Consider the following 12,729-nt stretch of genomic DNA (forward strand, 5'->3'; position numbering starts at 1 on the left):
ATTGGGTCGTGGTAAGGTCAAAATGCAGGTAATTGGTGCGCTTATGAGGAAGTTGGTGCATTTGGCTTTTGGGATTTTAAAGTCCCAAAAGCCTTTCGACCCCAATTATTTACTTGCTACCCCTTGACAGATCAAGACAGTATCTACAGCATTGTTGCGAATGGTGCAAGATGTCAGGTTAAACAGACATAATTTCGGTAGGGGCGGGTTCGCCGAGATATTTCCCACTAGGAAACAATCTCAATAAACCCGCCCTCACTCACCCCACCAACTATTATTGTTTGAAATATACCGATGAATGCTAAGCTAAATAAGTATCCATTTTTCTCGCGCAAGTGAGGGGGTGGAGAAGGGACAAGCACTTCCGAGTGCAGCGTGGAGGTTCGTGGAACGACAATGCGGTCAATTGCCGTGCTGCCAACCGCAACTACAACTCTGCGGGCAACTCGAACAGGAACAGGGGTTTTCGTGTAGCGGTAGCTTTGGCTGTCCCTTCCTCCCTGTCTTCCCTGTGAGCACTCTTCACGGTCAGAACTGGCAGATGGGAATTTGTCGGGCGTGCAAGAAGAGTCCAGACTTGTTCCTGTGATGGGGGTGACTTCATCCGAAAATAAAACCAAATCGGGTAGCTTGGTAGGGATTCCGAAGAGTTGCCCGATTTATTAGATAAAACTATAAATGAATTACCAAACTTGTAACGTGTGTCAGGCTAATGATCTGCGAAATAGTTAAGATTTTGCCATAGTATAATACCCTAGTTCATAGGCTAGCACATTGGAATTTATTGGCTGTATAAGAAGAGTTCAGGAATAATTTTCCAACCGATAATGGAGAAGGCGAGATAATGCCAGAAATCAGCCGTTTTTTAGGTATCATCATCACCATGTACTACAAAGACCACCCGCCTCCACATTTTCACGTCCGCTACAATCAACAAAAAGCTATCATTGATATCGCAACTCTTTCGATTTTAGAAGGTAAACTTTCCCCCCGCATCTTAGGTCTAGTTATAGAATGGGCGGCTATTCATCAGACAGAACTAATGCAAAACTGGCAACTAGCTAGAGTTCAATCTCCTTTAGAGCCTATCACACCGTTGGAGTAAAAAATGCTTAAAGATATTATCTCGGTTAAACCGTTAGAATTCTATCAACTACATCTCAAGTTTGAAGACTGTATGGAGGGAGTTGTTGATATCAGTGAACTGATCGAATTCACGGGAATATTTTCCCCCCTACAAGACCTGAGTTACTTTGTTCAAGTCAAAATAAATCCCGATTTGGGAACAGTTTATTGGGAAAATGGAGCAGATTTAGACCCAGATGTTCTCTATTCAATTATTACAAATCAGCCAATCGCTACCTATGAAAAAGAATCTGTTAGTCGATTTTAGATTTTCTCGATAAATAACAATTTTCCTGCCACAACCACGGCTGATTAAAATGATACCATGAATGAATTGCCAATTATTCAAAAAACCTATGATTTAATCAAATGGTATGTTCCAATTTTAAATCGACTGCCTCGCACTCACAAATTTACATTGGGCGATAGAATGATTGGGGGTCTCTATGACATTTTAGAAGGACTCATTGTAGCTCGTTACGCCCAAGAAAAGTTAGCACGATTGGAAATTTTAAACGGAAAAATAGATATTTTACGTCATCAAACCCGACTACTTCGAGAATTTGATTTGATGTCTATAGAGCGTTACGAATATGTGGTAAAATTAGTCAACGACATTGGCAGCGAGTTGGGTGGGTGGATTAAACAGCAAAAAAAGCGGTCATCTTCATGAGGACTTAGGCGCTAAGACCAAAGAAACCGGGTTTTTTGCCTAATCTGCGGACTACAGCGAATAATTTTCGTAAAAAACCGGGTTTCTGTCCAGTCGTGGGTAAGTCATTTCTATGAAAAGATATGAAACGATACGATAATCTGTGGTCTGAAATCATCAGTTTTGAAAACTTCTTAGTCGCATCACAAAAGGCGCAAAAAGGCAAGCGTTTTCGCCATAATGTTTTAGCTTTCAACTACAACTTAGAAGCTGAACTCCTGAAACTGCAAGCTGAATTAGTTAACAAAACCTACACTCCTGGCGGATATCGAACCTTTGAAATTGTCGAGCCCAAGCGACGGATGATTTCTGCTGCACCCTACCGAGACAGAGTTGTGCATCATGCCTTTTGCAATATTATTGTACCGCTGTTCGATCGCACTTTTATTGACGATTCCTACGCCAATCGAGTAGGTTTTGGCACTCACCGGGCTTTGCGTCGCTTCACAGAGTTTGCCCGTTCTAGCCGTTATGTTTTACAATGCGATATTAAGAAATATTTTCCTAGCATCGACCACGAGATTTTAAAAGCCTTGGTACGCCGGAAATTAAAATGTCCCGACACGCTTTGGCTGGTGGATCAAATCATCAACAATAGCAATGCACAGGAACCCGTTATCGAGTATTTTGGTGGAGACGATTTACTAACCCCGGTGAATCGGCGGCGGGGTTTACCGATTGGTAATTTAAGCAGCCAATTTTACGCTAATGTTTACTTAAATGGATTCGATCATTATATCAAAGAACAGCTAAAAGTTAAAAAATATGTCCGTTATGTAGATGATTTTGCCTTGTTCTCAGATGACCGAGAATTTTTAGCGGATGCAAGGCTTGGTGTTGAGGAATATTTAGTCAATTTGAGGTTAAAGATTCATCCGATTAAAAGCCAGTTGTTTGAGACAAAAGAAGGCGCAAATTTTCTGGGCTTCCGCATTTTACCTGACAGAATTCGAGTCAGGACAGAAAACTTGCGGCGAGGAAAGCGACGACTGCGACAAATGCAGGTAGAATATTATGAGGGCAAAATTGATTTGTTAAAAATCACCGAGTCGCTGCAAAGTTGGGCTGCACATTTGAAGTATGGCGACACTTGGGAACTGCGAAAAGAAATATTTGCTTCCCTGGTGTTTGTGAGGGGTGCGAATACGCTAAAATTTAGTCATTGAAGTACATTATAAGGCTGGTTTTGCCACTATAAACTGCTTTTATATAGATATGCTGGCTAAATCTACCTCTATAAGATATTATGGTTTTTTTCGGGCTGTTGTACTTAACTAAAAATCGATGAAAATTGTTTTTTTTGGCACTCCTGACTTTGCTGTTCCTACTTTATCCAGTTTGCTGAGTCATCCAGAATTTGAGGTTGTGGGTGTGGTGACTCAGCCGGATAAGCGCCGGGGAAGGGGGAATAAATTGATGCCTTCACCTGTAAAAGATGTGGCTTTAAATCACAGTCTCCCAGTTTTGCAGCCGCGCCGAATTAAGAAGGATGCGGAAACTATTGCTAAGTTGCGGGAAGCAGAGGCTGATGTGTTTGTGGTGGTGGCTTACGGCCAGATTCTTTCTCAAGAAATTCTGGATATTCCTAGTTTGGCTTGCGTTAATGTTCACGGTTCAATTTTGCCGAAGTATCGCGGGGCGGCGCCGATTCAGCGGTGTCTTTTTAATGGGGAAAAGGCTACTGGAATTACTACTATGCTGATGGATGCTGGTATGGATACTGGGGCGATGCTTTTGAAGGCTTTTGCGGGAATTACGCTGTTGGATAATGCTGATTCTTTGGGCGACAGGTTGGCGGAACTTGGGGCGGATTTATTGGTGGAAACTTTGATAAAATTGAGGGATGGGGAAGTTGAACCGGTTGTTCAGCATGATGATGAGGCGACTTATGCGCCGATGATTAAGGCGGCTGATTTTGTGCTGGATTGGTCGAAAAGTGCGATCGCGCTTCACAATCAAGTTAGGGGTTTTTTCCCGGATTGCACTACGACTTTTCGCGGTAATTCCCTGAAAGTAATCGCAACTGTGCCGGTGGGGCCGGAATATTGGCTGCAATTACCGCCGGAGTTGAGGGTTTTGGAACGGGAATGGCCTGTTTTGGATCAGTTGTCGGGCGCAAATGGGGAGGTTGTGAAGGTTGTGAAGGGCTTGGGGGCGATCGTCCAAACTGGCGATGGTTTGCTATTATTGCGGGAGGTGCAGTTGGCTGGTAAAAAAGTTCAGTCTGGCGTGGATTTTGCCAATGGTACTCGGTTGGCTGCGGGTGAGGTTTTTGGGAATGCTGATTCGTGAATTACAACAACAGATTACTTGATCTGGAGGCAAACTGTGTATATTTTATGTGATGGCAACTGGGACAGACCAGAAATAGAAATATCTGATTCACCACGAGGTATTATCGAACTGGGAGAACTTTGCGAAAGCATCAGTGAAGATTTGAAGCTTCCTGCGGAAAAAATAAACTCAGAGTTTTATCCTGAAAACCTGGAAGCTATTTCCATGAAGTTGTCTCAGATAAAAAATCCAGAAAGATTAGATTTAATCAAAATTTCCCTAAACAATAAAAATCTGGTCTTTGAAGGTTCTAAATCTGCTTTTCATAAGCTGGGTATGTCATTACTAAGCTATTTCCATGAAGATAGTCAAAAAGGTGAACATTTTCACCTAGACTATGTGGAAGACGATCCTCTATTAGCACCTACCAACTGCCACGTAATATTTTTATGTAGAGATCCGCATATAACGTGACAGACAATACCTAAAATTCGACTAAAACTTCTTCTTCAACTCCCAGTAAATCCCGCGCGGCATCTAGCATACTCTCAGTAATATCTTTCAAATCTTCGCGACTTGCTAAATAAGTTTTTAAAGCATCTAAAGGTTCTATACTATTATTAGCATTTAATTCCGGCAACCGCGGTCTTGCTAACTGACTAACTAATTCTGGTTGAATTGTGTAGCTGTGCGCTGCGCCGAGAAGTGCGTGCAATTCGGCGTTATCAATTAAGTCTAATTGTTCCGATCGCAATTGGTAGATCAATCTTACGACAGCATCTTGGATTTCCTTCTTCCCAATGGCTTTCACCAAGTCGGCTTGCGGACTCTCCGATTCAGACACGTTCACCTTAATCGTCTGAAACACCCGCACCGGCAAAGTGCAAAATTCCCACTCAGCTTTCCCGCGTTCCAAATTAATCAACACAAAGCCTTTGTCTTCTTTCTCTTCGCTAAAGTCAACTCGTTCGATGCTTCCGGGATAAATTACGGGCGGATTGTTGTTGGCGTTGAGATTTTGGTGTTTGTGGACGTGACCGAGGGCAACGTAGTCGAAACAAGGGCGTGTTAGCATGGCAACGGGTATGTTGAATCCTTTACCGACTGCTAAAAAACGCTCTGCACCCAGGCTTGCTTTATCTGCCATTAAGTGCGCTAATAGTACGGTGGGGATATTTGGATCGAGGCGGCGGATTTCGCCTTCCATGGCGATCGTCAGTTTTTCGGTTAATAATTGGTTAACATCGCTCACAGAAAGGCTTTCAGTCTCCGATCGCGTCATTAAGGTCGATCGCGTCAACCAAGGCAGCGTCACCACCTGTACGGCGCCGCTGCGGGTGTGTATGAGGTGCGTGTCGAGGCGATCGCCTACAATAAACTTAGGTATTCCCAAAGTCCGGTAAATTCCCAAACTCGCGCCGCCTTGTCCTTGCGAATGTTGGTCGTGATTTCCTACTAGCAAAACAGTCGGAATTTGCGCCTCTACCAAGCGGCTGAATTGGCTCGCAAAAGCCTCTTTAACAAACGGTGGCGGCGTTGAATCCGGAAAAGCATCCCCGCCGAATATAACTAAATCTACGGGTTCAGAAATTGCTCTATCCATACATTTACTTAGCGTCGCCGCGAAGTCTTCCAGCCGCGTATTTAACCCGGTTTCTGGATTGACGCGGCCGTGGGAAAAGCCGCTGCCCATGTGAATGTCTGAAAGGTGTAAAATTTTAATCATTGTTTATTGGTTATTAGTTATTAGTTATTAGTTGTTTGTTGTGAGGACTAAAGCCCTCATTCTATTTTAGACTTTTCTTGGTTCCAGTTCAATGCTGCGGCGGTTAGGATTGATACGTTTCTCGATCGCAAATACTGCCTTTTCTTCCTCAAAGCCGATTTCGTGAAACTCTGCAAACAAACATTCTAACTCAATTTTGGCGATCGCAGTTTCCAGCCACTTATCAAAGGAATCGCATTCAATACTTCTGAAAGGTTCGCCTTTGCACTCGAAACTGATAATTTGTCCCGGAATCCCGCCGAAACAGCCCTGTGTATCCACAACCCGCAGCCACAAATTATCTACTTTCATAAACGGAATCCATGCTTTGTTCCAATATTCTCCGGGCTGCCATTCTTGAAAATTAACTTGACTCTGGGCGTCCCAAAATTTTTTCTCCTTAGCAATTGATGCCAAAGATAACATACTCCTGCCGTGTTCAAAAGGCAACAGCCACTGATTTTCTGAACTCTCGTAAGCGGAACCGTTATACCAGCGATAAAAATCATAAAATGTTTCGGGAAGCGATTGTTGGTAACGTTTTTTAAATAAGTCGATTTCTGTTTCGATGGCACCGGAATTTAACAAGTTAAGCGCCTCGGGACAGCAGCGTCTCAATGTTTGTGCGAAGGTACGAACCAAAGGATTTCGTGGCTTAAAAAATTCTTTCATCTTCGATCATATAATACCTGGAACTTTTTGATAAATTTGGGCGATAAGCGAAAATCTATACTTTTCAACGTGAGGGCTTAATTTAGGTTCGTAGTTTAGGTTTGTAGTGAGGACTTCAGTCCTTCTTTGGATTCTGGAGAAGGACTAAAGTCCTCATTACGAACCTGGTTGTATCTTTCATCATATAATACCTGGAACTTTTTGATAAATTTGGGCGATCGGGCAGCGAAAATTTATACTTGTTAATTCTAACTCATCTCCTTGTCGGTAAATCTGAGAAACCCAATTTCCCTCACCATTGAGTCGAAAACATTCAACTTGGATTTCCGATTGAGTGATGAGTACGTATTCTTGCAAACTCGATGTAGTTTGGTAATCGGCAAATTTATCGCCCCTGTCAAAAGATGCAGTTGAAGGAGATAGCACCTCAATAATTAGAGATGGATAGAGAATGGAGTCTTCAGTTGAACTTGTATCTCTTTCGTCGCAAGTTACCGCCACGTCAGGATAATAATAGCAATTCGCCTCTTCCAGTCTGACTTTGACATCAGAGGTAAGAACTAAGCATGGCGTATTCAGAAGATGATTTCCCAATAGGCGAATTAGATTGCTAGCAATAATAGTGTGAGGGTTTTTTGCCCCCGTCATTGCATAAACGTGTCCGCGTCTGTATTCGTGTTTGATCGGACTTACTCGTTCGCCTTCTAGGTATTCTTCTGGTGAAATGTAGAAATTGTTTTTGCTGATTACCATTGATTTATCCCGGCTGATTTTGTGCGATAATATTTGTTGAAATGGGTGCATTTCACTTTTGAAGAGGGCGAAGCATGACCGCATATAAGTTATTAGTTATCATCCCATATTGACTGCGGTCATGCTTCGCCCCTACAAACATATTTGCTAAAACCAGATGCACCCGTTGAAATTCATAGATCCGGCTAGGACATGGCTGAATACCGGACGGCAAAATTATGTTATTTTCTTGAGTCTGCGGAGGCAGACATCGTTTGTATAGACGCGGTTTCAACCGCCGTGCTATTTTAACAAATTTCCAGGAATCGGGCGTGCCACAGTTTGCCGCTTTCCGTCAATCCTTGCGATCGCACTTTGATTTTGACTCCGCGAGGGTTCGCCTCGTACAGTCGGGCAATTTCTAGCATTTCCCCGCTGCTAAAGCCCGTTCCCACTGTTCCGATCGGTACTAACTTGCCATTGATTTCTTGTGCAACTTCGATCGCACTAAACGGCCGCCCCGCTACTTTTGTCCGAGTCAACCCGACAATAAATAAGTCATATTCCTGACAGTATTTAGTCCTCACCATCGGAAATTTCTTAACATCTTTGCCGCCGACATAGAGACAGTTGTGTAAAACCCAAACTTCACCTTCTCTGTTTTCAGCTTCCTGCTGCTGCGCCAGTAAAAGTTTTTCGCCTGCGGTGCGAGATGTCGGTACAATTTCAAATTCCGTAGATAAACTTGCCAAGATTTCGCCAACTGCAACTCCGGCGGCTATTCGTTCGGATTCCGCCAACCCAGTCAAGTCTTTACCGTGGGAAAACAAAGCTTTAAAAATGGCATAAACTGCCGTTGGCTGGGTTGTCGGAAAACCGCTTTCAATATTAACTGTAGCAGCTTGGGCGCCCGTGCGATGTTCGCTGCCCGTATAGCTTTTGTAATACAGTTCGCCGTCTAAGACAAAGATGCCAATTTTAGCTGCTGTGTCGATTAAAGCGCGATCGATCGCAATTGACGCTTGTTGTCGCAGGTTTGTCGATCGCGATTGGTAGTATACTTTATCTGGCGTCGCCACGACCACCACTCGATTGCCGTCGCGTTTTGGCTGTCCCCAATAGTCGGGATTTTCGATGTAATAAGAACGTTCGCTGGGCGCGTCAACCGGCTGCATCGTCACAATCCTTCCCGGCTGCAAGTGCGGAGGTAATTCGGGGACAATCGGATTATTGACAGTCTCAACTTTGGCCGCAACCTTTGATTTTGCAGCAGGAGCAGCATTGGTGGTAGACTTATTTGGAGTGTTTTTAGTCGGCTTTTCTCCCGTTTCCAATTCAAACGCTCTTTTCCAAAAGCCGATCGCCATTTCCGGGTATCCTTCCGACTCCGCACACAGTGCAAAACTAATAACTTTTCCCGTGCCAATGCCGCGCCCGTAATCAGCTAAATACTGCACCGCCCCCGCTTCACCCATTAAGTGCAATCCCCGCGTGACAATGCGATTGTTCCAGCGTTCTCGAATATCGGCGCTAATTTTTTTGGCTGATTTTCGCTTAGCTTCTGCGTATTCCATCCACTCCATACAGCCTCCTTTTTTGTTGGGCTACTTGTAATACTATACTGAAGCTTGATTCATTAGTCAAGGAAAACCCAAACCAGCATTTACCAGAAAGAATTGGTTGAAAGCCGGAACCCTTGTAGGGAGAAATTAAAATCAGACTATTCATATTGTTTCCGGTTGCATGGGAATGATTTAACCGCAGAGAACACAGAGGACACAGAGGGAGAGAATAGAGATCTGAATAATTCCGATGGTACCGGATTTGATATCATTTCTCCCCACAAGGGAGAGGTCGCTGTCAACTATCAACTATCAACTATCAACTGTCAACTATCAACTGTCAACTGTCAACTGTCAACTGATTATCCCCTTGCACCTGTGATCGTTTGAAAGAACTTAGGCGTATACCTTTGTAAAAAACTCCCCACCGCCAGCGTCACTAAAGTTGCTAGAATGATTGTCAATAAATAGTATACAATCACAGTTATCGAACTGGAAGGCTTTGACAACTTGTTAAAAACTTCCTTAAAAACTGTTACCGTCGGTTCGTGAATAGCATAAACAAAAAATGCCAAACCAGAAAAATTAAAACAGGCTTTTTCTAGCTTTCCCGACACTAAATCTGAAGCGCACCAAATGGCCGCCGTACCCATTACTCTCGTGCAGCATTCTAACTGGTGCTGGAAAGTTTTAATGTCGGCTGTTTGCGTAATTGTCAGCACAAGAGCCATGCCTAAGTATATACCGATAATCGCACTTTTTCGTCGGTCGAGCCAAGTTAGATCCAATTTTTGAACAGCAATCAGACATCCCAAATAAAAGAACAACGGCCCCAACCACTGGATGCTAAAACCAATTTGAAAATCCAGCAACCAAGGCGCGGCAAACAAAGCTATACCTAGATAAGGTATCTTTCTAGCGATCAGCAAAAATACCGGAGATAGAATCACCATCGCCATCAAATCCCGGACGTACCAGAAATGAAATGCGATCGGATAAAGGCTTTTATATCCAGTTAAACAATCTATAAAGTTGGCAAAACTGTAGTCTCCAATATATTTTTTGTAATGCCCTTGGATAATTCCACTCGTTGCCGGTACGTTGATCACAATTAACACCAGTGTCAATAAAGCCAAGTTCCAAAACAAATAGGGAACCAGGAGAGTCCAAAACCGAGATTGGAGCTTTTCCTTGTAAGAATTCAGCGATAAATTAAAATTCCTGAAAAACAGGAAGCCTGAAAGCATGAACAGAAAAGCCACGCAAGAACCGCCCCAAGTCCCCGCAATCAACGTCTGGAAAAATTTGTCAGCATATCCCACAGAATTGATGGACGAGTGAATAGTAACAATCCCAATGATGAGAGGCAGACGCAATAATTTAATTCGGCAAGATATTTCCGGCGTAATTTGCATTTTTTACAGAAAAAGTGTAGGGTTCGATCGGCTGGCATTTGCATTGAGATGGCAAATTGTAGTAATCGGTTCGCCACCAATGCTAAGATAGCCTCGATCGTGCGTTGAGGTCAATCATGCCGGGGCTTGCTTTTTGCGAAGTCTGGTTCGCCAACTTCCGTTAGCGAAGCCCTCGAAGAGGATCGCACTTTTCACACTTTCGAGAATTTAATATCAAGTCTAATTGTACTCTGATGATGCGATTGATTTTGTACAGCAAACCCGGATGCCACTTGTGCGAAGGGTTGCAAGAAAAACTCGAACAGATTGAAAGCCTCAAGTTTCAATTGGAAGTACGAGACATTACCGAACGTGATGACTGGTTTCAAGCTTACCAGTACGAAGTGCCAGTTTTGTTTAAAGTGGAGTCCCAACGCAAAAATTCTGGTGGCGACGCTGCATTTTCCCCAGAAGAACAATTACCTCGTCCTTCTCCCCGCTGTACAGTTCAACAATTGGAGCAAATGTTACAGAAATATTTGCAAATCGATCAATCAGAATAATATGATTTAACGCAAAAAATCAAGCCCTTTGGGTGCCGAGTCCGCACTCTTGGCCCGGAGAGTGCCGATTTTACACCGAAAAGGCTTGTAGATAGCGGATCGAACAATTTCTGGCGCAAGTCATATTCAAAACATCCAAGTGAGGAGTTTTTCAGATGAAATTGAGAGAATTATTAGCAACACTTCCCGGCATTTCCTTTGACACCCAACATCGAGCTCTCGATGCCGAAGTCAAGGGTTTATCTACTAATTCCCATGCTTGTCAGGCGGGGGATTTGTTTTTGGGAATGCCGGGGACGCGGGTAGATGGCGGAGATTTTTGGCAAAGCGCGATCGCCAGCGGTGCAATTGCGGCCATAATTTCCACTCAAGCCGCCGAGAAAACACCCCCCCAAGACGGGGATACCTGCGTGATTGTGGCAACCGACATGGCTCAAATTTGCGGTCAAATAGCCACCACATTTTACGGCAATCCTGCTAGCAAATTAAAACTTGTAGGCGTTACTGGGACTAACGGCAAAACTACAACAACTCATTTAATCGAATTTTTGCTCAATCAAATGCAGTTGCCGACAGCAATTTTCGGCACGCTTTACACTCGCTGGCCTGGTTTCCAACAAACTGCTCTTTACACTACACCTTTTGCGATCGACTTGCAAAAACAGCTAGCAGAAGCTGTCACCGCTGGATGCAAACACGGGGTGATGGAAGTCAGTTCCCATGCTTTAGCACAGCAGCGAGTCTTGGGCTGTACTTTTGAAGTTGCTGTGTTTACCAACTTGACTCAAGATCATCTCGATTATCACCGCGATATGGAGGATTATTTTGAGGCAAAATCGCTTTTGTTTAGTCAAAATTATCTCAAAAATCGCGCTGTAATTAATATTGACGACTCCTACGGACGGCGGATTGTTGAAAGCCTCAAATCCGAGCAAGTATGGAGTTACAGCACTACGGACAAAACTGCTGATTTGTATGCTTTTGATTTGCAGTATCAGCCCAATGGAGTTAAGGGAATGCTGCACACTCCCAAGGGCGAAACTGCTTTTGTTTTGCCTTTAGTCGGTCAGTTCAATTTATCCAATATGCTGGCTGCTGTCGGTGCGGTTTTAGAATTGGGTTTAGATTTGTCCGCAATTGTGGAGAAATTAGCTTTGTTTTCGGGAGTGCCGGGACGGATGGAACGGGTGCAAATTAGTTCCGATCAAGATATTAGTGTAATTGTCGATTACGCGCACACTCCAGATAGTTTGGAGAACTTGTTGAAGGCTTCGCGGCCGTTTATTCCCGGTCAAATGATTTGTGTGTTTGGTTGCGGTGGCGATCGCGATCGCACGAAACGCCCGATCATGGGTAAAATCGTGGCAGAGTTGGCCGATATAGCCGTTGTTACCTCCGACAATCCGCGCACCGAAAATCCCGATCGCATTTTGGAAGATGTGCTCGCAGGCATTCCCGCTGACGTAAAACCCGTCGTGATGTGCGATCGCGCCGCAGCCATTCGCACTGCTATTATGGACGCTAAACCCGGAGATGGCGTGCTGATTGCAGGCAAAGGACACGAAGATTATCAGATTTTGGGCACCGAAAAAGTCCATTTTGACGATCGAGAACAAGCACGAGATGCCTTGACAGTCCGAATGAACTGATTCGACTAACCCAATTACACTTAGTGTTAATAGTTAACCCAATTTGGTTAACTATTAATGGCTTATAGCAATTTTTTATGAGGTTGCATAGAATCCGATCACCCTAGCCGAGGGCGGGCCCGCACCATCCACCGCCCCTACTAAGGGGGGGACAAGATTCCGATCAAAGTCCCCCTTCGATCCTATGCTTTATAAACATCTTTCTTAACAAGAAATTTGACAAAAGTAACTACTTGTGTAGGAGCCATTGGGGATCTCGCTTCTGATTGAATGGCAATTAT

Annotated in this window: 14 protein-coding genes and 1 pseudogene; 9 read left to right on the forward strand and 6 right to left on the reverse strand. The window is 43.9% G+C overall.

The window, feature by feature from the left end; translation table 11 throughout:
• A pseudogene (locus tag JGK16_RS29935) lies at positions 1 to 127 on the forward strand (IS110 family transposase); the annotation flags it as partial.
• Between the two features lie 100 nt (positions 128 to 227).
• Here JGK16_RS29935 and JGK16_RS29940 read toward each other — a convergent pair.
• Positions 228 to 620 (reverse strand): hypothetical protein, encoded by a 393-nt coding sequence (locus JGK16_RS29940; protein WP_293186688.1) that lies wholly within the window; start codon positions 618 to 620, stop codon positions 228 to 230.
• Positions 621 to 844: 224 nt separating this feature from the next.
• Here JGK16_RS29940 and JGK16_RS29945 point away from each other — a divergent pair, with 224 nt between their 5' ends.
• The 6 genes from JGK16_RS29945 (at position 845) to JGK16_RS29970 (ending at position 4,585) form a co-directional block, all read left to right on the forward strand.
• Positions 845 to 1,105 carry a DUF4160 domain-containing protein gene (locus JGK16_RS29945; protein ID WP_293186687.1) on the forward strand — a complete coding sequence of 87 codons (261 nt, stop codon included), beginning with the start codon at positions 845 to 847 and terminating at the stop codon, positions 1,103 to 1,105.
• Between the two features lie 3 nt (positions 1,106 to 1,108).
• Complete coding sequence (locus JGK16_RS29950; RefSeq protein WP_293186686.1) at positions 1,109 to 1,393, forward strand: DUF2442 domain-containing protein; 285 nt, start codon at positions 1,109 to 1,111, stop codon at positions 1,391 to 1,393.
• 57 nt (positions 1,394 to 1,450) lie between these two features.
• On the forward strand, positions 1,451 to 1,798 hold the full coding sequence (avd, locus tag JGK16_RS29955; protein ID WP_293186685.1) for a diversity-generating retroelement protein Avd: 348 nt from the start codon (positions 1,451 to 1,453) through the stop codon (positions 1,796 to 1,798).
• A 122-nt stretch (positions 1,799 to 1,920) separates the two neighbouring features.
• The gene (locus JGK16_RS29960; protein ID WP_293186684.1) at positions 1,921 to 3,003 is read left to right on the forward strand and encodes an RNA-directed DNA polymerase; all 1,083 of its coding nucleotides are present in this window, start codon (positions 1,921 to 1,923) and stop codon (positions 3,001 to 3,003) included.
• A 118-nt stretch (positions 3,004 to 3,121) separates the two neighbouring features.
• On the forward strand, positions 3,122 to 4,129 hold the full coding sequence (gene fmt, locus JGK16_RS29965; RefSeq protein ID WP_293186683.1) for a methionyl-tRNA formyltransferase: 1,008 nt from the start codon (positions 3,122 to 3,124) through the stop codon (positions 4,127 to 4,129).
• Positions 4,130 to 4,165: 36 nt separating this feature from the next.
• Positions 4,166 to 4,585, forward strand: coding sequence for a hypothetical protein (locus JGK16_RS29970; protein ID WP_293186682.1), 420 nt, complete (start codon positions 4,166 to 4,168; stop codon positions 4,583 to 4,585).
• A 10-nt stretch (positions 4,586 to 4,595) separates the two neighbouring features.
• Here the strand turns inward: JGK16_RS29970 and sbcD are convergent, their stop codons facing one another.
• From sbcD to JGK16_RS29995, 5 genes are all read right to left on the reverse strand, one after another.
• The gene (gene sbcD, locus JGK16_RS29975) at positions 4,596 to 5,837 is read right to left on the reverse strand and encodes an exonuclease subunit SbcD (RefSeq protein WP_293193566.1); all 1,242 of its coding nucleotides are present in this window, start codon (positions 5,835 to 5,837) and stop codon (positions 4,596 to 4,598) included.
• Positions 5,838 to 5,903: 66 nt separating this feature from the next.
• Entirely contained in the window at positions 5,904 to 6,548 is a 645-nt protein-coding gene (locus JGK16_RS29980; protein ID WP_293193564.1) for an SMI1/KNR4 family protein, read from the reverse strand.
• A 180-nt stretch (positions 6,549 to 6,728) separates the two neighbouring features.
• Positions 6,729 to 7,301 (reverse strand): Uma2 family endonuclease, encoded by a 573-nt coding sequence (locus JGK16_RS29985; protein ID WP_293186679.1) that lies wholly within the window; start codon positions 7,299 to 7,301, stop codon positions 6,729 to 6,731.
• Between the two features lie 287 nt (positions 7,302 to 7,588).
• Positions 7,589 to 8,863 carry an ATP-dependent DNA ligase gene (locus JGK16_RS29990; RefSeq protein ID WP_293193562.1) on the reverse strand — a complete coding sequence of 425 codons (1,275 nt, stop codon included), beginning with the start codon at positions 8,861 to 8,863 and terminating at the stop codon, positions 7,589 to 7,591.
• A gap of 341 nt (positions 8,864 to 9,204) precedes the next feature.
• Positions 9,205 to 10,257: an acyltransferase gene (locus JGK16_RS29995; protein WP_293186677.1), complete on the reverse strand. Its 1,053-nt coding sequence runs from the start codon at positions 10,255 to 10,257 to the stop codon at positions 9,205 to 9,207.
• Between the two features lie 236 nt (positions 10,258 to 10,493).
• On the opposite strand from JGK16_RS29995, the gene JGK16_RS30000 reads away from it, so the two are divergent.
• Both JGK16_RS30000 and JGK16_RS30005 read left to right on the forward strand, forming a co-directional pair.
• On the forward strand, positions 10,494 to 10,799 hold the full coding sequence (locus JGK16_RS30000; RefSeq protein WP_293186689.1) for a glutaredoxin family protein: 306 nt from the start codon (positions 10,494 to 10,496) through the stop codon (positions 10,797 to 10,799).
• 155 nt (positions 10,800 to 10,954) lie between these two features.
• The gene (locus JGK16_RS30005) at positions 10,955 to 12,448 is read left to right on the forward strand and encodes a UDP-N-acetylmuramoyl-L-alanyl-D-glutamate--2,6-diaminopimelate ligase (protein WP_293186676.1); all 1,494 of its coding nucleotides are present in this window, start codon (positions 10,955 to 10,957) and stop codon (positions 12,446 to 12,448) included.
• The last annotated feature ends 281 nt before the right edge of the window (positions 12,449 to 12,729 follow it).

Origin of the sequence: Microcoleus sp. PH2017_09_SFU_O_A (assembly GCF_020738625.1) — a bacterium.
Lineage (GTDB): Bacteria > Cyanobacteriota > Cyanobacteriia > Cyanobacteriales > Microcoleaceae > Microcoleus.

What these genes read in the sequence shown, in the direction of transcription:
- JGK16_RS29945 (WP_293186687.1), top strand. Translation starts at nt 845, where the DNA reads ATGCCAGAAATCAGCCGTTTTTTAGGTATCATCATCACCATGTACTAC.
- JGK16_RS29950 (WP_293186686.1), top strand. Translation starts at nt 1,109, where the DNA reads ATGCTTAAAGATATTATCTCGGTTAAACCGTTAGAATTCTATCAACTA.
- avd (WP_293186685.1), top strand. Translation starts at nt 1,451, where the DNA reads ATGAATGAATTGCCAATTATTCAAAAAACCTATGATTTAATCAAATGG.
- JGK16_RS29960 (WP_293186684.1), top strand. Translation starts at nt 1,921, where the DNA reads ATGAAACGATACGATAATCTGTGGTCTGAAATCATCAGTTTTGAAAAC.
- fmt (WP_293186683.1), top strand. Translation starts at nt 3,122, where the DNA reads ATGAAAATTGTTTTTTTTGGCACTCCTGACTTTGCTGTTCCTACTTTA.
- sbcD (WP_293193566.1), bottom strand. Translation starts at nt 5,837, where the DNA reads ATGATTAAAATTTTACACCTTTCAGACATTCACATGGGCAGCGGCTTT.
- JGK16_RS29980 (WP_293193564.1), bottom strand. Translation starts at nt 6,548, where the DNA reads ATGAAAGAATTTTTTAAGCCACGAAATCCTTTGGTTCGTACCTTCGCA.
- JGK16_RS29985 (WP_293186679.1), bottom strand. Translation starts at nt 7,301, where the DNA reads ATGGTAATCAGCAAAAACAATTTCTACATTTCACCAGAAGAATACCTA.
- JGK16_RS29990 (WP_293193562.1), bottom strand. Translation starts at nt 8,863, where the DNA reads ATGGAGTGGATGGAATACGCAGAAGCTAAGCGAAAATCAGCCAAAAAA.
- JGK16_RS29995 (WP_293186677.1), bottom strand. Translation starts at nt 10,257, where the DNA reads ATGCAAATTACGCCGGAAATATCTTGCCGAATTAAATTATTGCGTCTG.
- JGK16_RS30000 (WP_293186689.1), top strand. Translation starts at nt 10,494, where the DNA reads ATGCGATTGATTTTGTACAGCAAACCCGGATGCCACTTGTGCGAAGGG.
- JGK16_RS30005 (WP_293186676.1), top strand. Translation starts at nt 10,955, where the DNA reads ATGAAATTGAGAGAATTATTAGCAACACTTCCCGGCATTTCCTTTGAC.